Origin of the sequence: Streptomyces sp. NPDC020898, from assembly GCF_044333925.1 — a bacterium.
Lineage (GTDB): Bacteria > Actinomycetota > Actinomycetes > Streptomycetales > Streptomycetaceae > Streptomyces.
In genome coordinates this window covers 106,933-125,897 of the sequence record NZ_JBIRRV010000014.1, presented here as the reverse complement: position 1 = coordinate 125,897, position 18,965 = coordinate 106,933, and the positions used below count along the sequence as shown (strand labels likewise).

At 70.4% G+C, this 18,965-nt stretch carries 16 protein-coding genes; 10 read left to right on the top strand and 6 right to left on the bottom strand.

Features of this window, described 5'->3' with window-relative positions; genetic code table 11:
- Positions 1-75: 75 nt before the first annotated feature.
- From ACH4TV_RS34975 to ACH4TV_RS34960, 4 genes are read left to right on the top strand one after another with little or no spacing between them, the layout of a single operon-like run.
- Complete coding sequence (locus tag ACH4TV_RS34975; protein ID WP_398405284.1) at positions 76-1,053, top strand: ABC transporter substrate-binding protein; 978 nt, start codon at positions 76-78, stop codon at positions 1,051-1,053.
- On the top strand, positions 1,050-1,907 hold the full coding sequence (locus tag ACH4TV_RS34970; protein ID WP_398405283.1) for an ABC transporter permease: 858 nt from the start codon (positions 1,050-1,052) through the stop codon (positions 1,905-1,907). Before ACH4TV_RS34975 ends, ACH4TV_RS34970 begins: the two co-directional genes overlap by 4 nt.
- Complete coding sequence (locus ACH4TV_RS34965) at positions 1,904-2,686, top strand: ABC transporter permease (RefSeq protein WP_398405282.1); 783 nt, start codon at positions 1,904-1,906, stop codon at positions 2,684-2,686. The genes ACH4TV_RS34970 and ACH4TV_RS34965 overlap by 4 nt, the downstream gene beginning before the upstream one ends.
- A gap of 13 nt (positions 2,687-2,699) precedes the next feature.
- Positions 2,700-3,533: an ABC transporter ATP-binding protein gene (locus ACH4TV_RS34960; protein ID WP_398405280.1), complete on the top strand. Its 834-nt coding sequence runs from the start codon at positions 2,700-2,702 to the stop codon at positions 3,531-3,533.
- 19 nt (positions 3,534-3,552) lie between these two features.
- Here the strand turns inward: ACH4TV_RS34960 and ligA are convergent, their stop codons facing one another.
- From ligA to ACH4TV_RS34940, 4 genes are all read right to left on the bottom strand, one after another.
- Positions 3,553-5,655, bottom strand: a complete 2,103-nt coding sequence (gene ligA / locus ACH4TV_RS34955; RefSeq protein WP_398405279.1) for an NAD-dependent DNA ligase LigA — start codon at positions 5,653-5,655, stop codon at positions 3,553-3,555.
- A 55-nt stretch (positions 5,656-5,710) separates the two neighbouring features.
- Positions 5,711-6,715, bottom strand: coding sequence for a Dyp-type peroxidase (locus ACH4TV_RS34950; RefSeq protein WP_398405278.1), 1,005 nt, complete (start codon positions 6,713-6,715; stop codon positions 5,711-5,713).
- A 144-nt stretch (positions 6,716-6,859) separates the two neighbouring features.
- Positions 6,860-9,325, bottom strand: a complete 2,466-nt coding sequence (locus tag ACH4TV_RS34945) for a glycoside hydrolase family 2 TIM barrel-domain containing protein (RefSeq protein ID WP_398405277.1) — start codon at positions 9,323-9,325, stop codon at positions 6,860-6,862.
- Between the two features lie 30 nt (positions 9,326-9,355).
- Complete coding sequence (locus ACH4TV_RS34940; RefSeq protein ID WP_398405276.1) at positions 9,356-10,309, bottom strand: alpha/beta hydrolase; 954 nt, start codon at positions 10,307-10,309, stop codon at positions 9,356-9,358.
- Positions 10,310-10,491: 182 nt separating this feature from the next.
- Between ACH4TV_RS34940 and ACH4TV_RS34935 the strand changes: the two genes are divergently transcribed.
- The 4 genes from ACH4TV_RS34935 to ACH4TV_RS34920 all read left to right on the top strand — a co-directional run bounded on the left by ACH4TV_RS34935 (position 10,492) and on the right by ACH4TV_RS34920 (position 14,262).
- Positions 10,492-11,424 (top strand): LacI family DNA-binding transcriptional regulator, encoded by a 933-nt coding sequence (locus ACH4TV_RS34935; RefSeq protein ID WP_398405275.1) that lies wholly within the window; start codon positions 10,492-10,494, stop codon positions 11,422-11,424.
- 111 nt (positions 11,425-11,535) lie between these two features.
- Positions 11,536-12,108 (top strand): TIGR03086 family metal-binding protein, encoded by a 573-nt coding sequence (locus tag ACH4TV_RS34930; RefSeq protein WP_398405274.1) that lies wholly within the window; start codon positions 11,536-11,538, stop codon positions 12,106-12,108.
- Between the two features lie 48 nt (positions 12,109-12,156).
- Positions 12,157-12,666 carry a GNAT family N-acetyltransferase gene (locus tag ACH4TV_RS34925; protein ID WP_398405273.1) on the top strand — a complete coding sequence of 170 codons (510 nt, stop codon included), beginning with the start codon at positions 12,157-12,159 and terminating at the stop codon, positions 12,664-12,666.
- Positions 12,667-12,843: 177 nt separating this feature from the next.
- Positions 12,844-14,262, top strand: a complete 1,419-nt coding sequence (locus ACH4TV_RS34920; protein ID WP_398405272.1) for a DEAD/DEAH box helicase — start codon at positions 12,844-12,846, stop codon at positions 14,260-14,262.
- A gap of 102 nt (positions 14,263-14,364) precedes the next feature.
- Here the strand turns inward: ACH4TV_RS34920 and ACH4TV_RS34915 are convergent, their stop codons facing one another.
- The gene (locus ACH4TV_RS34915; RefSeq protein ID WP_398405271.1) at positions 14,365-15,537 is read right to left on the bottom strand and encodes a N(5)-(carboxyethyl)ornithine synthase; all 1,173 of its coding nucleotides are present in this window, start codon (positions 15,535-15,537) and stop codon (positions 14,365-14,367) included.
- A 235-nt stretch (positions 15,538-15,772) separates the two neighbouring features.
- Between ACH4TV_RS34915 and ACH4TV_RS34910 the strand changes: the two genes are divergently transcribed.
- Positions 15,773-16,342 carry a PadR family transcriptional regulator gene (locus ACH4TV_RS34910; RefSeq protein WP_398405270.1) on the top strand — a complete coding sequence of 190 codons (570 nt, stop codon included), beginning with the start codon at positions 15,773-15,775 and terminating at the stop codon, positions 16,340-16,342.
- On the top strand, positions 16,329-17,150 hold the full coding sequence (locus tag ACH4TV_RS34905; RefSeq protein ID WP_398405269.1) for an SGNH/GDSL hydrolase family protein: 822 nt from the start codon (positions 16,329-16,331) through the stop codon (positions 17,148-17,150). The genes ACH4TV_RS34910 and ACH4TV_RS34905 overlap by 14 nt, the downstream gene beginning before the upstream one ends.
- Before the next feature lie 21 nt (positions 17,151-17,171).
- Here ACH4TV_RS34905 and ACH4TV_RS34900 read toward each other — a convergent pair whose 3' ends face one another.
- Complete coding sequence (locus ACH4TV_RS34900) at positions 17,172-18,932, bottom strand: amylo-alpha-1,6-glucosidase (RefSeq protein ID WP_398405268.1); 1,761 nt, start codon at positions 18,930-18,932, stop codon at positions 17,172-17,174.
- Positions 18,933-18,965: the final 33 nt, after the last annotated feature.

Below are 18,965 nucleotides of genomic sequence, written 5' to 3'. Positions count from 1 at the left end.
AGCCAGGGTTTCTCCGCCGGACTCCGTCAGCTCGGGATGTTCCACATTCAGAGTTGCCTACGTCAGGAGAGGCCCATGCAGAGGCGCGTTCTCGGGCTTGCCGCAGTACTGATCACGGTCGTGGGCGCGGCCGGATGCGGGTCGTCGGACCCTGCGGAGAGTGGTTCGTCGTCCCCGGACGGCACCAAGACCACCCAGGTCAAGGTCGGCATCATCCCCATCATCGATGTGGCCCCGCTCTACCTGGGCCAGAAGAAGGGGTTCTTCAGCAGCCGCGGCATCGAACTGGAGATGGTGAGCGCCCAGGGCGGCGCGGCGATCATCCCCGGAGTGGTGAGCGACCAGTTCCAGTTCGGGTTCAGCAACACCACGTCGCTGATGATCGCCCAGGTCAAGGGCGTACCGATCAAGTCCGTCGTCAACGGTGCGGCCTCCAACGGCAAGGTCGGGGCCGATGTCACCGGGGTGGCCGTCAAGAAGGACAGCCCGATCAAGTCGGCCAAGGACCTCGCCGGCCGCACGGTCGCCGTCAACACCCTGCAGAACATCGGGTCCACCACCGTGCGCGAATCGGTCCGGCTGGCCGGCGGCGACCCGGACAAGGTCAAGTTCGTCGAGATGCCGTTCGACCAGATGCCGGCCGCACTGGACGGCGGACGCGTGGACGCCGCCTGGATGGGGGACCCCGCGATGACGGTCGCCAAGGCGCAGGGCGCCCGCGTCGTGGCCTCGCCGTTCGCCGAGACGGACCCGAAACTCACCGTGGCGACGTACTTCACCTCCACCCAGCTCACGAAGCAGAAGCCGGACCTCGTCAAGAAGTTCGCCGAGGCCATGAGTGAGTCGCTGCAGTACGCCACCGACCACCCGGACGAGGCACGCCAGATCCTCACCACCTACACGAAGATCAGCGGCGACGTCCTGAACACGCTCACGCTGCCCGCCTGGCCGGCCCAGATCGACATGGCCTCGCTGGAGAAGCTCGCCGCCCTCGGGGAGACGGACGGACTCTTCGACGGCAAGAAGCCCGACCTGAACGCCCTGTTCTCATGACCCGCCCCGCCATCACCACCACGGCGGTCACCGCCGGGACCGGCACCGGTCCCGGCGGTGCTCCCGCCCGGCGGTTGCCGGAGCGGGCCGTCACCCCGCTGCGCGGCCTGGCCGGCCTGGCCGGGCTCGTCGCGCTGCTCGAAGTGCTGCCGCACACCGGCCTGGTGTCGGCCGACTATCTGCCACCGGCCTCGGAGACCCTCCGCGCGCTGTGGCAGCTGCTCGCCGAACAGACATTCTGGACCGCGCTCGGCGACACCCTCACCGGCTGGGGCCTCGGCCTGGCCATCTCCGTCGTGGCGGGCGTGGCGGTCGGCCTGGTCATCGGCTCCGTCCCCGTCCTGCGCGCGGTCACCGCCTCCACCATCGAGTTCCTGCGCCCCATCCCGTCCGTCGCCCTGATCCCCGTCGCCGTCCTCCTCTACGGCGCCGACCTCAGGTCGAAGCTGCTGCTCGTGGTGTACGCCGCCTTCTGGCAGGTCATCGTCCAGGTCCTGGCCGGCATCCAGGACGTCGACCCGGTCGCCGACGACACCGCCCGCAGCTATCAGCTCGGCACCTGGGGACGGCTGCGCCACGTCATGTGGCCCACCGCGCTGCCGTACGTGATGACGGGCGTACGGCTGGCCGCCACCGTGGCGCTCATCCTCGCCGTCACCGCCGAACTCGTCATCGGCGCACCCGGTCTCGGCCAGGAGATCGCCGTCGCCCAGACCTCCGGAGCCGTACCGCAGGTCTACGCCCTCGTCCTGGTCACCGGGCTGCTCGGCGTCGCCGTCAACCTGGTGGCACGGGCGGTCGAGCGACGGGCACTGCACTGGCACCAGTCCGTACGCACAGGGGTGACCGTATGACCGTCCTCACCGTCCTGCGACGCGCCCTGCTCGTCCTGGGCCTGCCCGCCGTCCTCTTCGCCGTGTGGTGGTACGCCACCGCCGACAGCACCGACTTCTACGTCCCGCCGCTCGCCACCATCCTGGAAGCCTTCGGGAAGGTCTGGACGGCGGAGCGGCTGCTGTCCGACGTCGTACCGAGCCTCCTGCGCCTCACCGCCGGCTACCTCCTCGCGGTGGTGATCGGAGTGGGCCTCGGCCTGCTGGTCGGCATGCGGCGGGCCGTACGCGACGTCCTGGAACCGGTCCTCGAACTCTTCCGGGCCATCCCGCCGCCCGTACTCGTACCGGTGATCATGCTGTTCGCGGGCATCGGCGACACCATGAAGGTGCTCGTCATCGTCAGCGGCTGCGTATGGCCGATCCTGCTCAACACCGTCGAGGGCGTCCGCGCCACGGACGAGGTGCTCAGCGACACCTGCCGGTCCTACGGCATCACCGGGATCGCCCGACTGCAGCACCTGGTGCTGCGCGCGGCGAGCCCGCAGATCGTCACGGGCATGCGCCAGGCCCTGTCGATCGGCATCATCCTCATGGTCATCAGTGAGATGTTCGCCGCCACCAACGGCCTGGGCTTCACGATCGTCCAGTTCCAGCGCTCGTTCGCCATCCCCGAGATGTGGAGCGGTGTCCTGCTGCTCGGCATCCTCGGCTTCCTCCTGTCCCTGCTCTTCCGCTTCGCCGAGAACCGCGCCCTGGCCTGGTACCACGGCCTGCGCCGAGCCCAGCGCAACCCCTGAAACGGAGCCGTCGATGCTCGACGTACGCAACCTGCAGAAGATCTACACCGGACGGAACCGCAATGTCGAAGCCCTGCGGAACCTCACCTTCCACCTCGACGCCGGTGAACTCGTCTGCCTGGTCGGGCCCTCGGGATGCGGCAAGACCACGCTGCTGAAGTGCATGGCGGGACTGCTCGCCCCCACCGACGGCGAAGTGCTCCTGGACGGACGCCCGGTCGACGGACCCCCGGCCGGCATGGCCGTCGTCTTCCAGGAGTACGGCCGCTCCCTGTTCGCCTGGAAGAACGTCCGCGACAACGTCGCACTGCCGCTGCGCCGCAAGAAGCTCGGCAAGGCCCGCGAGCGGGAACTCGTCGACCACGCGCTGGAAGTGGTCGGTCTCGCCGACGCCCACGAGGCCTACCCCTGGCAGCTGTCCGGAGGCATGCAGCAGCGCGTCGCCATCGCCCGCGCCGTCGCGTACGAACCGAAGGTCCTGCTCATGGACGAGCCCTTCGCGGCCGTCGACGCACAGACCCGCGCCGAACTCGAGGACCTCATCCGGCATTTGTGGCGCGAACTGGGCGTCACCGTCCTGTTCGTCACCCACGACATCGACGAGGCCGTCTACCTCGGCCAGCGCACCGTGATCCTGTCCAAGTCGCCGACCGTCGTCCAGGAGGACCTCACCATCGACCTCCCCGACGAACGCGACCAGCTGCACACCCGCGCCAGCCCTCGCTTCGCCGAACTGCGCGCCCACGTCTACGAGCAGATCCAGCGGGCCAAGCACCACAGCGGAGACACGGACGCCCAGGTCGCGGACCGGACACCCGAGCCGGCTCTGCAGAAGACCGAACGCTGAGGGGCCGTCGCGGGCCGGGTCAGCCGATGAAGTCGGCGACGAGGGCGGCGAACTCGTCCGGGGTGGCAAGGCGGATGCCGAGAGTCTCCGCCTTGACGCGCTTGGATCCGGCACCGTCTCCGGCGACGACCAGGCTGGTCTTCCTGGACACGCTGGAGGAGGACCGGCCGCCGGCGGATTCGATGAGTTCGTTCATCTGGTTACGGCTGAGCTTCTCCAGGACACCGGTCATCGCACCCGTCACCACGACGGCCATACCGGCCAGTGGCCCGCCCACCGGCTCCGTGCCGTCCGAGCCGTCCGAGCCGGCCTCCGTCTCGGACTCCGCGGTCGCGGCGGACGGCGGGGTGGCGCCGGGCTCGGTCATGTTCACCCCGGCTGCGACGAGTCTGTCGATGAGCGGGGCGAGTTCGACGAGTTCGTTGACGATGGACGGCGCCTTCTCGGTGCCGATGCCGTCGACCTGACGCATCGCGTCGGCGTCCGCCGCACGGATGCCGTCCATGGTGGCGAAATGCCGGGCGATACGGCGGGACATGGACCGGCCGGTGCCGCGCACCCCGAGCGCGCACAGCACCCGCGACAGCGGCCGGCCCTTTGCCGCGCCGATCGCCGACAGGAGGTTGTCGGTACTGGTCTCACCCATCCGCTCCAGGTCCAGCAACTGCTCCCGGGTGAGGGCGAACAGGTCGGCGAGATCCTTCACCAGGCCCGCGTCGACGAGCTGGACGACGCGGGTGTGGCCGAGGCCTTCGATGTCGAGCTGATCGCGGCCGGCGGCGTAGGAGAGGGCGGCCACCAGATGGCAGTTGCGGCCGTTCTCGCAGCGCCAGCGCTGCTCGCTGGTGTCGATGGCCGAGCCGCACCGCGGACACACCTCGGGGAAGACGATCGGCTGCTCCTCGCCGGTGCGCAGATGGGCGACCGGAGCTTCGACCCGGGGGATGACATCGCCGGCGCGGTGGACCATTACATGGTCGCCCAGGCGCAGGTCACGGCGGGTGATGTCGCCGGGGTTGTGGAGGGTCGCGTAGGTGATGGTGGAGCCGTCGATCTCGACCGGCTCCAGCACACCGCGCGGGGCGATGATCCCGGTGCGGCCCACGTTCCACTCCACCGCCAGCAGCCGGGTGATCTTCTCCACGGCGGGCAGCTTGTAGGCGATCGCCCAGCGCGGGGCCCGCGAACCGGATCCGGCCGCCTGCTGGTCGGCGGCCCGGTCGGCCTTGATGACGATCCCGTCGATCCCGAACGGCAACTCGGCGCGCAGCGCGGCGATCTCCTTGACGCGGTCCAGCACCGCGTCGACGGTGTCGGTGGCGATGCCCGGCACGGCGGTGGTCGCGGTGGTGTTCACCCCGTACTCGCCGGCCAGCGCCATGAGGTCGCTGTGCGCGAGCTCGCCGAGCCGTGCGGCGAGCCCGGCCTCGGTGCCGGTCAGCGGAAGCAGGCCGTAGGCGAAGAACGTCATCGGCACGGTGTAGGCGCGGTCCTTGGCACGCAGGGTGCCCGCGGCGGCGTTGCGCGGATTCGCGAACGGTGCCCCGCCGTGCGCGGTGCGGACCTCGTTGGCGTGCTCGAACTGGGCGCTGGTCATCAGGACTTCGCCGCGTACTTCCACGGTGACGGGTTCGGCCAGTTCCCCGGGGAGCCCCTCGACGGTGCCGGCGGCGTGCGAGACGTCCTCCCCGGCTGTCCCGTCGCCCCGGGTGATCAGCCGGGTGAGGCGGCCCTTGGTGTAGCGGGCGGCGATAGCGAGGCCGTCGAGCTTCGGCTCGACACTGAACCGCTCCGCGTCGTGGCCGATACGGCGGGCCAACGACGCGGTCCACGCCGTGAACTCGTCCGGGGAGAACACGTTGTCCAGGCTCAGCATCGCCACCGTGTGCGGGACATCGCCCTCCACGGCGCCACCGGCGACCTTGCCGGTCGGCGAGCCGGACAGCACCTGGTCGGGATGCTCGGCCTCCCATGCCGCGATGCCGCGTACCAGCCGGTCGTACGCGTCGTCGTCGAGCACCGAGGTACCGCCCGTGTAGTAGGCGGCCGACGCCTGCACGGCGTCCTCGACCGCCTGGGCGTAGGCGGAGGCATCCACGATCACTGCTGCTGTTGTGGTCATGCCCCACATCCTGCACGGCACCACTGACAACGCCCCGGCGCGAACGAACGGTTGCTCAGGACTGTCCCGCCGACAGGGATCCGTCGGCCCGTGCACCGGCCGCCGGTTCCGGTGCGGCGGGCGGGTCGTCGAGGAAGTCGGTGGTGGGTACGTGGAACAGGCTGCCGGTGACCGCTGTGGAGAAGTCGAGCAGCCGGTCGTGACTGCCCGGCGGATCGCCGACGAACATGTTCTCCAGCATGCGCTCGATGACCGACGGGGTATTGGCGTAGCCGATGAAATACGTGCCGAACTCGCCGCGTCCGGGGGCTCCGAAGGGCATGTTGCTGCGCAGGATCTGGCGTTCCGTGCCGTCCGGATCGTTGATCGTGGTGAGCGCGACGTGCGAGTCGGCGGGCTTGAGGTCGTCGGGCAGTTCGATGTCGGAGAGCTTGTGGCGGCCGACCGCCCGTTCCTGTGCCTCGACCGGCAGGGCGTTCCACCCGGGCAGGTCGTGCAGGTACTTCTGCACGATGACATAGCTGCCGCCGGTGAAGTCCGGGTCCTGTTCCGGATCGACGGCACCGATGACGACGGCGTTGTCCGCGGCGGCTCCGGTCGGGTTCTCGGTCCCGTCGACGAAACCGAGCAGATCACGTTCGTCGAAGTACTTGAACCCCGACACCTCGTCGCGAACGGTCACCGCCCCGCGCAGCCGCTCCATCAGCTGTGTGGCCAGCTCGAAGCACAGGTCCGTCTGCCGGGCCTTGATGTGGAACAGCAGGTCACCCGGGGTGGCGGGGGCGGTGTGCCGGGCGCCGGCCACTTCGCGGAAGGGATGCAGCTCGGCCGGCCTGGGACCGGTGAACAGCCGGTCCCAGGCGTCGGAGCCGATGCCCGTGACGCAGGTCAGCTCCCCTTCGGGGATCCGGAATCCGACGGCCCGCACCAGACCGCTGAGGTCGGTCAGCAGTTCCCGTACGACCGGCTCCCCGCCTGGATCGACGGTCATGACCAGGAAGACGGCGGAGCCGGTGAGCGGGCTCAGTACTGCCTGCGGTACGGGTTGCGGCTCGGGCACGAACGCTCCTTGTTCTTAAAGGGAGTTCATCAGACACGTTCATCAGGGAAGTTCATCGGCGAACACGGAGGCGGGACTCGGTCAGCCTCTCATCCGCAGGACGTAACGGTGCGCACCGTGCCCGGCCGGTACGGACATCGTCCTTTACTTCACGGAGACCAGGATTTCGATGCGTTCGCATTCGGGTGCGGTGGCGGTGAGGAGGATTTCGCCGGGCCCGGTCGGACGGAGGACGGCGAGGACGCGGCCTTCGTAGGTACGGCGTTCGGTGGCGTCGAAGCGTTCCTCGGAGGCCGGATCGGCGCTGCCGAAGCCCAACAGGACGCCCGCGCCGGAGACTTCGAGGCTCACCGGCCGGTCGGCGGCGGTGTGCAGGGTGCCGTCCGCGTCGGTGAGCGTGAGGGTGACGTACGCGAGGTCGCCGCCGTCCGTGGTGACGACCGTGCGGTCGGCCTCGGCACGCAGCCGCACCGGACCGGTCGCGGAGCGCAGGGTGTGACGGCCGGTTTCGGTGCCGTCGCGGTAGGCGACCGCGAGGAGTTCGCCGGGCTCGTACGTCGTGTCGAACCCGGTGCGGAAACGGTGGTCCTCGCCCACCGGCCGGCGCCCGAGGGAGCGGCCGTTGACAAGGAGTTCGACCTCGTCGGCGTCGCCGTAGACCTCGACGGTGACCGGGGAGCCCTCGAAGCCCGGCCAGGTCCAGGAGGCGAGAGTGTCGCTCCACGCCCACGGGGTCCCCGCGTACGTCCTGCCGTGGTGCTCCGGCCGTCGGACCGCGACATAGGGCTGTGTGCGCAGGCCGAAGACGATCTCGCGGTAGTAGGAGGCGGGGCGGCGGTGGCCGGTGATGTCGAGGTCGCCGCAGCCCGCGACCAGGTAGGGATAGGGAGCGGTGTGGGAGGGGCGGGGAGCGTCAGGAGTGAGGTACTGGGGGCGGCCGATGCCGACCTCGCCGAGGTAGTCCCAGCCCGTCCAGGTGAAGTCGCCGATGACATGGCCGTGTTGCCCGACCAGCCGCCAGTTGCCGTCGATGCGGGTGGGGAAGGTCTCGGTGCCGAGAATGATCCGGTTGGGGAACAGGTCGCGGTCCAGGGCGTAGCGGGCCTCGGCGTAGTTCATGCCGGCCACGTCGAGGACGGCGAAGGACTCGGCCGTCTTCTCGGTCACGAGACCGGAGGCACTGATGGCGTTCATCATGTCCCCGGCGTCGGCCATGAGGGTGTTGATGCCCTTCTCCTCGCCCGCGCCCTTGCTCTCACCCGCGTCGGCCGCCTTCTCCTCCGACTGCCGGCGCAGCTTGCCCAGTTCGGACATGACGGCGAGCATGCCGTTCACCGCGTTGGTGACGTAGCGCGTGCCGTCCGACGAGCGGACCTTCTCGGCGAGTTTGCGTCCCCATGCCGCGCCGAGGGGCGAGCCGGTCTCGGGGATCTCGTTGCCGATCGAGTAGAAAATGACGCTGGGGTGGTTGAAGTCCTTGGAGACCATCGCCTCGATGTCGCGCTCCCACCACTCGGGGAAGCTCAGGCTGTAGTCGAACTCGCTCTTGCCGGACGTCCACACGTCGAAGGCCTCGTCCACCACGAGCATGCCGAGGCGGTCGCACGCGTCGAGCATCGCCTTGCTCATGGGGTTGTGGGACATGCGGATCGCGTTGAACCCGGCCTCCTTGAGGAGGCGCACCCGGCGTTCCTCGGCACGGGCGAAGGTCGCCGCGCCCAGGACGCCGTTGTCGTGGTGGACGCAGGCGCCGCGCAGCTTGACCGTCGCGCCGTTGATCCGCAGGCCGTGCACGGGGTCCAGGCTCAGCGAACGGATGCCGAACGTGACGGTCTCGGCGTCCAGGTCCCCCAGGTTCACGGTGGCCGTGTACAGGGCGGGTGAGTCCGGGCTCCACAGCAACGGGGCGTGGACGTACAGGCGTTGGCGTACGGTCGCGGGCTCGCCCGGCAGCACCGTGACCTTCGAGACGTCGCTCGCGACGACGCTCCCGTCGGCATCGCGGATCTCCGTGACGACGTCGACCGTACGGATCGCGATCGAGTCGTTCTCGACCCGTGTCGCGACCTCGACCACGGCCCGCTCCCCGTCGATGTCGGGGGTGGTGACGCGGACCCCCTCGGGCGAGATCCGGACCACCTCGCCGACGAGCATCCAAGTGTCGCGGTAGATGCCCGCGCCGGTGTACCAGCGCGAGTCCTGATGGGTACGGGCCTCGACGCGGATCTCGTTGTCCTCGCCGAAGCGCAGGAAGCGGTCGGCGTCGACGAAGAACTGCGAGTACCCGAAGGGCCGTTGCCCGGCGTAGTCCCCGTTGACGAACACGACGGCATCACGGTAGACGCCCTCGAACTCGAAGAGGATCCGCTTGCCCCGCTGCTCCTCCGCCACGAAGAACGACTTGCGGTACTCGTACGTCCCGCCCGGGAAGTACGCGCCGGCGCCCCCCTCCATCGTGACCTCGGCGCCGGGGGCGGCCCGCTCCCGTCCGATCATCGCGTCGTGCGGCAGCGTCACCGGCCGGAAGGGAACCTTCGTGCCGGACAGTTCGGCGAAGGGATTGACCTTCGGCCGGGCCTGCCAGCCGTCGTTGAAGGACGTGCGCATCATGTGCTCTCCGTGGGTCGTTGTGGGGAAGGCCTATGCCTCGCCGGGGACCGCCGAGGCCGATCCGGTCAGCCGTGCGCCCAGCCAGCCGCGGCTGCGCTCCAGCAGCCCGCGGGCGATGCGTGTGTCGGGAGCCCAGACCTCGAAGCCGTGGGGAGCGCCGGGGACGAGGTCGAAGGCACAGTCCACGCCCGCTTCGCGCAGACGCTGCGCGTAGGCACGGCACTCGTCGGCGAACAGGTCGATGTCGCCCACGCTGATCCAGGCCGGCGGCAGTCCACGCAGGTCGGCGCGCCGGGCCGCGACCGCGTAGGCAGGGGTACGAGGGTCACCGGACCCGGCACCGAGGTAGGCGCCCCAGCCGGTCCGGTTCGCGGCGTTGTTCCATACCCGGTGCTGCACCTGGTCGAGCTCACGGCGCGCGGCGGTGCGGTCGTCGAGCATCGGCGAGAACAGCCACTGCCCGACCGGCTGGCTCCCTCCGGCGTCATGCAGCCGCTGCACCAGGCAGGCGGCCAGACCCGCGCCCGCGCTGGCACCCCCGACGACGACGCGCCGCTCGTCGACCCCGAGCTTCCCGGCGGATTCCCGCAGCCACTGCCACGCGGCGAAGGCGTCGTCGAGAGCGGCCGGGAAGGGGTGTTCCGGGGCGAGGCGGTAGTTCGTCGAGACGACGACGATGCCGAGTTCGTGGGCCGTCGCGGAGCAGAAGGCGTCGTCCTGGACGACGTCGCCGATGACGTACCCACCGCCGTGCACCCACAACAGCGCCGCCCCCGAACCGCCACCGGCGGGGGTGTACACGCGGATGCCCTGACCCCGGTCGATATCGACGTCGGTGATGCCGACGCCCTCGACCGGCGCACCCGGTCCGCGACGGCGGACCAGGGCACGCACGACGCGCCGCCCCCACTTCCGGCGGATCGGCATCCTCGGTATCCGCGCGACGGCGCGGCGCAGTTCCGGGTCGACCAGGTCGAGCTTCATGGGCGCCTCTCCTCGAATCCGGTCCGTGCGGAGCACGTGTCCCACCGCTGGTAAATCGTATTACCAGCTGCCTGCGGTACGGTAACCAGCGCATCCCACACCGCACAAGCCCCAGACCGGACCGCATGCAGGAGGCCCGCCGCCGGCCTCCGTCCCGAGGCGCGAGCCCGAGGAGTGAGTGAGTGAGCAGACCCGCGCGCGCGACAGCCAAGGACGTCGCCCGGGCCAGTGGCGTCTCACAGACCACGGTGAGCTTCGTCCTCAACGGGGCCGCCGGCCACGTCTCCGAGGAGACACGGGAACGGGTGCGGGAGGCCGCGCGCACGCTCGGCTACGTCCCCAACGGATCGGCGCAGGCGTTGCGCAAAGGGGCGTCCCGCATCGTCCTGCTCAACATCGAGGGCGTCCCCACCGGCAGCAGCCTCGGCAGCTACATCCGGGGCCTCGACGCCGAACTCGCGTCGCACGACCACGTACTCCTGGTGCTGCACGGCCATCTCTCCTCGCAGGCACTCTCCGACGTGGCTCAGGCCGTCTCCGCCCGGGCCGTCATCGACCTGGGCGACGCGGGCCGCGCGGACGCGCTCGTCACCGACGCCGAGACGTCCCTGGACGCGTTCTCCGCGCAGGCCGAGGTCCCGGTCCGGTACCTGGTCGAGCGGGGTCACCGGCACCTCGCCAACGCCATGCCGGACACCCCGGAACTCCAGGCTCTCGCCGGCCTGCGCGAGCGGCTCATCCGGCAGGCCACCCGCTCCGCCGGCCTGCCCGACTGCCCGACGCTGGTCCTCCCCACCGGCCTAGGCGCCGCCGCGGAACGGTTGCGGGCCTTCCGCGCCGAGCACCCGGCAGTGACCGCCGTCCTCGCCTACAACGACGACCTCGCCTTCGTGACGCTCGCCGCGATGCGGCACCTCCGGCTGCGGGCACCCGAGGACCTCGCCGTCATCGGATTCGACGACACCCCGCACGGGTCCCTGTTCTCACCCGCCCTGACCAGCGTGCACATCGACGCGGAGGCCATCGGCCGCATCGCCGCACGCAAAGCGCTGGGCCTGCCGGCCCCCGACGCCACCCCCGAACCGGCACGGGTGATCGTCCGCGAGTCGGCGTGACCGGTGTCCGATGAACACCGACGGCACAACAGCCCAGGGGAACGGGGGCAGGACCGGGCGAGGCAGGAAAACCGTTGGGGCACCCGACGGTTGCCGCCGTAGTCTCGCCCGATGGTTACCGCCTCTGTCGAAGATCTCGCACGCGCCTACGAATCTGTCGACGGCCTCATCGCCGGGATCCGTCCCGAGCAGTGGAAGGCGCCGACGCCGTGTGCGGAGTGGACCGTGCGCGAGGTGGTCGACCACCTGGTCGGCATGGACCTGGTGTTCGCAGCCTTGATCGAGGGCGGCCCGATGCCCGAGCGCGGAACGGACCGTCTCGGCGACGACCCGGCCGGAGCCTTCCGGGCCTCCGGCGCCTTGCTTCAGGCCGCTTTCTCCCGTCCCGGGGTACTCGATCGGATCTACCGCAGCCCCTTGGGGAGTGCCACCGGTGCCGAGCGCCTGCAGATCCGCCTGTACGACCTGCTGGCTCACGGATGGGACCTCGACCGGGCCACCGGAATCCCCGCCCGGCTGCCCGAAGACCTGGCCGAGCAGGCCCTGGCGTTCGCACAGGTCCAGCTCTCCTCCCCCCAGTCCCGAACGGGTCGGTTCGCCGAGCCGCAGCCCGTCGAGGGGACCGCTCCGGCCATCGATCGGCTTGCCGGGTTTCTCGGTCGGCCGGTCCCGCCGCAACGGTGAGACCGACGCTCCTCCAGGTCCTGGCAGACGCCATGTGATGCTGAGGCCATGACTGATCAAGGTGAGGTTGCCGTCGTCCGTTGGCCAGGTCAGACCCCTTCCGCCCAGGACGGTCCGGCGGGTCCGGCCGGGCTGCTGGCGGCTTACCACCTGCAGACGCAGGCCGAGAAGGGGGAGGCCGTCGCCGGTGTGGACGCGTTGCCGGACCGCTATCGGGCGGAGATCGCGGATCCGCGGGCTGCGTTCGTCGACGATGTCGTGCTGCTGGCGATGAGTGGGGACACCGCGGTCGGCTGCCTGGTGGTGACCGCCCCGGTCGACAAAGGCTCCGAGGTCAAGCGGCTCTGGACGGATCCGGCGTTCCGGGGCCGGGGCATCGCGGCCGAGCTGATCGGCGCCGCGCTCGTCCATGCTGCCGAGAGCGGCGCCGGCACCGTGCGGCTGTCGGTGTGGAAATGGCGGTCCGGCGCGATCGCCCTGTACGAGCGCCTCGGATTCACCGTCACCGAGTCATGGGACGAACGGGACCAGCTGGTCTGCATGGAACGCGCTGTGTGAGGGGCCACAGCCACTCGTCGACGGTGTGGCGGCCGGCCCCGGTGTCCGGTGCGCAGGTCGGCGGGGCCGGCAGGTTCCCGCTGATAAAATAGGGCCACGCTTCGACACCGCCGGGGCCCGTACCAAGGGGTACGGGCCCTGGTGTGTTCCGGGCGCCAGACCAGGAAGGTTCCTCCCATGAACGCCAAGTCGTCGGCCCCAGGACCATCCCGTGCCGCCAAGTCCCAGCGCCCGGCAGCTCTGCAGGGAGAGCTCTCCACGCCGAAGACGGTGTCCCCGGGCCTGCCCCCGGCCGCGTCCTTCGACGCACTCGGGCTGCCGCCGGAGCTGATGACGGCGATGACGGGCCTCGGCGTGACGGAGCCCTTCCCGATCCAGGCGGCGACCCTGCCCGACGCGCTGGCCGGCCGCGATGTTCTCGGCCGTGCGCGGACCGGCTCCGGCAAGACGCTCGCCTTCGGGCTCGCACTCCTCGTCCGGACGGCGGGGCGGCGCGCGGAGGCCAAGCGGCCGCTCGCACTGGTGCTGGTGCCGACCCGGGAACTCGCGCAGCAGGTGGGCGACGCGCTGGCCCCGTACGCGCGGACACTGAACGTACGACTGGCGACGGTGGTCGGCGGGCTGTCGATCAACCGGCAGCAGGCGGAGCTGCGGACCGGCGCCGAGGTGGTCATCGCGACCCCGGGACGGCTGACCGACCTGGTGTCCCGCCGGGACTGCGTCCTGAACCACGTGCGGATCACGGTGCTGGACGAGGCGGACCAGATGTGCGACCTGGGGTTCCTGCCCCAGGTGTCGGACATCATGGACCAGCTCCCCGCCGACGGACAGCGGCTGCTGTTCTCGGCGACGCTCGACCGCAACGTCGACCAGCTGGTCCGCGACCACCTCCACGACCCGGTGCTCGCCACGGTCGACCGGGTGGCGGGCTCGGTCACCACGATGGAACACCACGTACTGAACATCCACGCCGCCGACAAGTACGCGACCGCGACCGAGATCGCGGCACGGGACGGCCGGGTGCTGATGTTCCTGGACACCAAGACCGGCGTGGACCAGTTCACCCGTCACCTGCGGGCCAGCGGGGTACGGGCCGGCGCCCTGCACAGCGGGAAATCGCAGCCCCAACGCACGCACACGCTCGGCCAGTTCAAGGACGGCGCGATCACCGTGCTGGTGGCCACCAACGTTGCTGCGCGGGGCATCCACATCGACGCCCTCGACCTGGTCGTCAACGTCGACCCGCCGGCCGACGCCAAGGACTACCTGCACCGCGGCGGGCGCACGGCGCGCGCGGGGGAGTCCGGCAAGGTGGTCACCCTGGTCACCCCCAACCAGCGGCGCGATGTGAACCGGATGATGACCGACGCCGGGATCCGGCCGACGGTCGTCCAGGTGCGCTCCGGCGAGGAGAAGCTGACCGCGATCACCGGCGCGAAACGCCCGCCGACCGAGACGAAGACCCACACCGGCAACGCCCCCTTCCGTGGCATGGGCACCCGCCCGGGCCGCCCCGCGAAGGAGACCCGCAAGACCGCCGAGGCCCGCAAGGCCGCGGAAGCCCGCGCGGCGGCCCGGGTACGCAGGGGCCGCTGACACCGGACGGATCACACCGCCGGCACGAACAACCGCGGGAATCCCGCCACTTGACAGCCTGGCGGGACACCCACGGTGACGGCGGATCACCGCCTGGGGACGCTAGACCTGCGAACCCAGCGGAGTCTCCGGGACCTCGGGAGCGTGAGGGTAGGCGGCTGACCTGTGTTGGAAGGAGAGGATCTTCGGGTTCTGGACGACGCCGTCACGGATCTCGATGGCCTTACTGACCGTGACGTCGGCGTCCCATGCCGCCGGGCCGCGCATGACCTTGCGCAGGTACGGAAGGAGCGCCTCGCTGATTTCCCAGGTCGCGGAGTTCCACAGATGGGACGGACTGTGATCCACCCCGTAGTAGTGGCAGCCCGGCCCGACGGTGAACATGGGCTCGCCGAAGGTGGTCGGGCGGGCCCATTCGAAGCCCATGCCCTCGTCGCATGAGACGTCGACGAAGAGGGTGCCCGGCCGGAAACGGGCGAGTTCCTCGTCGGTGACGAACGTGAGCGGCGCGTCGGTGTCCTGCAGGACACAGTTGACGATGATGTCGAACCCGGCCAGGTACTCCGCGAGCGGCATGGAACCGGCCGCGGTGACTGCCCGCAGCTTCGACGGATCGTCCTCCTGCTCCTCGAAGTGGGCCATCACGACCGAGGGCATCGGCGAGGCCACCGCCGCGGCGGCGCGCTGGGTGAGCACCGTGACATCGGTGACCCCCATGGCGCCCAGGCCCGTGACCGCTCCGCGCGCCGTGGCGCCGAAGCTGATGACCACGGCACGCAGCCGGCGGCCGTAGTGGCCGGTCAGTCCGCCGAGCTGGAGGGCGTGCAGCACCGAGCTGTAGCCGGCGAGCTCGTTGTTCTTGTGGAACACATGGACGCTAAAAGCACCTGCGGAGGTCCAGTGGTTCATGGCTTCCCAGGCGATCAGGGTCAGCCGTCGGTCGATGCCGATCTGGGTCATCTTCTCGTCCTGCACGCAGTGCGGCCATCCCCACAGCACCTGGCCCTCGCGCAGTTCGGCGATGTCGTCGTGCATCGGTTTGGGCAGCAGCAGGATGTCGCACTCGGCGACGAGCTGCTCGCGGGAGCGCAGGCCGGCCACGAGGGGGCGCAGCGCGTCGTCAGCGACGCCGAACCGCCGGCCGTATCCCTCCTCGAGGAAGATCTTCTCGCGTATGTCCGGGGCGATCCGGTCGAGGTGGCGGGGGTGCAGCGGCAGCCGGAACTCGTTCTCCTTGCGGGAGGAGGCGAGTACTCCGAGACTCATCAGACTCATGTGGGGCGGCTCATTTCCATCCGGACGCGATGTGCTCCGGCCTTGCCGTTCCCCGAGGGCGACGCCGAAATGGATGACGGCGTGCGAAGTGCGCTCGGTACTCCCACCGTACTCCCCGTCCCGGCCGCGACGGGCCTGCCGTGATGTCTATACAGTCATGAATATGACTAGTCTTATTCATGACTGTCATGGAGATGTATCCATGGATGGGGGCAGCAGGAAGGGGGGCGATCCGATGGCGTTGCGGCACGCGGTCCTGGCGGCGCTGCTCGGTGAAGAACTGAGCGGATATCAGCTGGCCAAGGCATTCGATCTGAGAGTGGCGAACTTCTGGTACGCCCAGCCACAGCAGTTGTACGCCGAACTGAGCCGACTGGAGAAGGACGGGCTGGTAACGGGGCGGGAGGTCGTCCAGGACACCCGGCCCAACAAGCGCCTGTTCAAGGTCACCGACGCCGGACTGGCCGAACTGGAGTACTTCACGGCCACCGTTGCCAAGCCCTCCTTCATCCGCGACGACCTGCTCGTCAAGGTCCAGGCCGCCGACCATGTCGAGGTCGAGACGCTGATCGCGCAGCTGACGGAGCGTGCCGCCTTCGCCCAGGCCAAGATCGACCTGTGCGTCAAGCTGCTGCACACCATGCGGGGTGAGCGCACCGAAGCGGAGTTCCTGCGCCACGGCGAACCCGTCGGCCCCTACTTGACGTGCCTGCGCGGCCTCGCCTTCGAAGAGGGCAACCGCGACTGGTGCGCACGCGCGGCAACCGTCCTGCGAGAGAGGCAAGGCACCCATGCCCGGCACTGACCCCGGCTACCTGCGGTACGTCGCCCTGGGCGACAGCCAGACCGAGGGCTGCGGCGACGGCGACGACATCGTCGGCCTGCGCGGCTTCGCCGACCGGCTCGCCGAACACCTCGCAGCGCACAACTCCGGTCTGCAGTACGCCAACCTGGCCGTACGAGGACGCCTGGCCGGCGCCGTCCGTGCCGAGCAGCTCGCTCCTGCCCTCGCCCTGCGCCCCGACCTGGCCACCGTGGTCGCCGGGGTCAACGACCTGCTGCGACCCCGGTTCGACGCCGACGAGGTCGCGGGCCACCTGGAGGCGATGTTCGCCGCGCTCACCGCAGAGGGCGCCCGTGTCGTCACCCTCACCTTCCCCGACATCGCGCGCATCACCCCGCTCGCCCGGCCGTTCAGCTCCCGCGTGACCGCCCTCAACAACCGCATCCGCCACGCGGCCCACCGTCATGGGGTCACCGTCGCCGAGACGAGCCACCACGCCGTGCTCACCGACACCCGCCTGTGGAGCCCGGACCGGCTCCATGCCAGCCCCCTCGGCCACCAGCGCATCGCCGCTGCCCTCGCGCACGCCCTCACCCTGCCGGGCAGCGACGACACCTGGACACACCCCCTGCCCCCTCGGGAAACACCTCCGCCCACCCGAGGGAACGCCACCGCCACAGAACTTCGCTGGGTCGCCGCCTTCCTCGGCCCCTGGCTCGGCAGGCGCCTGCTCGGCCGCTCCACCGGCGAAGGCCGCACCGCCAGACGCCCGCACCTCCTCCCCATGCCGACAGCCGCAGGCCCGGGCCACGGTGAGGAACGAGGGTGAGCCCGCACAGCGGGCCGGCGATCAGATGACCGTGGTGTCGGGCGCGGCGTTCGCGCGGCGGTGGTCGTGATCGCGGGCGAGCAGCAGGTAGCTGCCGGCGGTCCAGGTGTAGGCGCGGTCGCGCAACCCCTGGCCGGTCAGGGCGTCGAAGTTCTCGGCGAAGCCGGAGGTTTCGCACAGAGCGCGGAAGCGGGCGCTGATCTCGTCCGCGAGACGTTCGTGCCCGGCGCGGCGCAGGCCGTCCTCGATGAGGACGGTGGCGGGGGCCCAGATGGGGCCGCGCCAGTAGCCGTCGGGCTCGTAGTGGGGGGAGCCGGGGTGTTCGGTCGCCAGGCCGAACGCAGTGAGGTGGGCTTCGATCTGTTCGGCCAACCGGTCGCGGACCTTGGGGGGCAGGCGGTCGCCGAGCACGATCGGCATCAGGTCGAGCAGGCTGGCGCTCCGGGTAGGGGTGCCGCCGCGGGCTGGGCGGCTCAGGAAGCGTTCGCCGTCCCAGAGTTCGTCCAGCAGGGCGGCCTGGAGGGCGTCGGCTGTCGCGGTGCGGCGTAGGGCGTCGTCCGGGAAGCCCAACTCGGCGGCCAGTCCGGCCAGTTCGTCGAGCTGGAGGATCAGCAGCGCGGCGAGGTCGGCGGTGACCATGACGCGTCCGGGGTCGAAGGTGGTGGCGTTGTCCCAGCCGCTGTCGTTGCCGTGCTGGTAGTGGGGCAGGGTGGCCGCGGGTGCGCGCCGTGCGGTGAGCCAGAAATCCGTCCAGCGCGTCAGTCTGTCGTACGCCTCTGCCAGTTCGGTCCGGCCGAGGGGTTCGGGGAGCAGTCTGCGCAGGTGGCCCAGCGCCCAGCCGTGGATGGGCGGTTTGACGAAGTTGTAGAGGACCTCGGAGTGGGTGACCGAGTCCGGCAGCGCGCCGCTTTCGTCCTGGTGGTCGAAGGGCAGCGAGAACTGGTCCCAGGCCAGGGCCGGGGATCCGAGGGCCAGGGCGAGGGCGTTGAAGCAGTGGTCCCAGCTCCAGACCTTGTCCATCCAGTGCTTGGACATGAGTACGGCGGGGCGCGTGACCAGGCCGGCCGGGCGTACCGTCGCGGACCACACGACGTACGCGGCGAGTTCGGCCGCCGGGGTGCCGGCCGAGCGCCACGGGGCGGCCGCGTCGACGAACTCGGCGAACGACTGCCGCGCGGCCTCCATGACCTCGCCGAACCCGGACCCGGAGCGGTAGGGCTGCCGCGCGCTGTCGAGTTCCTCGACCGCGACCTCCCACGATCCGCCGGTCTCGGCGGTGACCGTGAGATCGCGCTCCCCGGCGCCCAGGGCCTCGGACCCGGACACCTCGGCCACCGTGCCGGACAGGACGGTGATCCGGTAGCGGCGCCCGGTCTCGTAGGAGGTGAACGTGTGGGCACCGTCCACCGGGTCGCGGTAGAAGTAGGTCCCGCTGAACGGGGTCAGGGCGGGCGCCGCCGCGCTGATGCCGAACCCGAGACCGGTGCCGTGGACACGTACGGTGTCGGGTGACTCGTAGGCGAGGTCGACGCGTCCGTACGCGCCCGTCCAGCTGAGCAGGCTCGGCGTCGCCCGGACGGTGGTCTCCGCTCGCTCGCCCGTCGCCGCGTCGAGGGGGACGAGGCGCAGGACGGGGTGCATGCCGTTCTGGTGCGAGACGAGGTGGAGGTCCTCGGCGCGCGTTTTCTCCGCCAGCACGGGCGAGATGCCGAACCAGGATCCGTGCGTGCTGAAGGGTATGTCGTGGACGGAGAAGGCCGGTCCGGACGGGGCGGCGGTCATGAAGGCGGTACTCGTTTCTGGGGCGAGGGTGGT

Bases quoted from the DNA above. Each gene is read 5' to 3' on its own strand.
- ACH4TV_RS34975 (WP_398405284.1), top strand. From the start codon at position 76: ATGCAGAGGCGCGTTCTCGGGCTTGCCGCAGTACTGATCACGGTCGTG.
- ACH4TV_RS34970 (WP_398405283.1), top strand. From the start codon at position 1,050: ATGACCCGCCCCGCCATCACCACCACGGCGGTCACCGCCGGGACCGGC.
- ACH4TV_RS34965 (WP_398405282.1), top strand. From the start codon at position 1,904: ATGACCGTCCTCACCGTCCTGCGACGCGCCCTGCTCGTCCTGGGCCTG.
- ACH4TV_RS34960 (WP_398405280.1), top strand. From the start codon at position 2,700: ATGCTCGACGTACGCAACCTGCAGAAGATCTACACCGGACGGAACCGC.
- ligA (WP_398405279.1), bottom strand. From the start codon at position 5,655: ATGACCACAACAGCAGCAGTGATCGTGGATGCCTCCGCCTACGCCCAG.
- ACH4TV_RS34945 (WP_398405277.1), bottom strand. From the start codon at position 9,325: ATGATGCGCACGTCCTTCAACGACGGCTGGCAGGCCCGGCCGAAGGTC.
- ACH4TV_RS34940 (WP_398405276.1), bottom strand. From the start codon at position 10,309: ATGAAGCTCGACCTGGTCGACCCGGAACTGCGCCGCGCCGTCGCGCGG.
- ACH4TV_RS34930 (WP_398405274.1), top strand. From the start codon at position 11,536: ATGGTTACCGCCTCTGTCGAAGATCTCGCACGCGCCTACGAATCTGTC.
- ACH4TV_RS34925 (WP_398405273.1), top strand. From the start codon at position 12,157: ATGACTGATCAAGGTGAGGTTGCCGTCGTCCGTTGGCCAGGTCAGACC.
- ACH4TV_RS34920 (WP_398405272.1), top strand. From the start codon at position 12,844: ATGAACGCCAAGTCGTCGGCCCCAGGACCATCCCGTGCCGCCAAGTCC.
- ACH4TV_RS34915 (WP_398405271.1), bottom strand. From the start codon at position 15,537: ATGAGTCTGATGAGTCTCGGAGTACTCGCCTCCTCCCGCAAGGAGAAC.
- ACH4TV_RS34910 (WP_398405270.1), top strand. From the start codon at position 15,773: ATGGCGTTGCGGCACGCGGTCCTGGCGGCGCTGCTCGGTGAAGAACTG.
- ACH4TV_RS34905 (WP_398405269.1), top strand. From the start codon at position 16,329: ATGCCCGGCACTGACCCCGGCTACCTGCGGTACGTCGCCCTGGGCGAC.
- ACH4TV_RS34900 (WP_398405268.1), bottom strand. From the start codon at position 18,932: ATGACCGCCGCCCCGTCCGGACCGGCCTTCTCCGTCCACGACATACCC.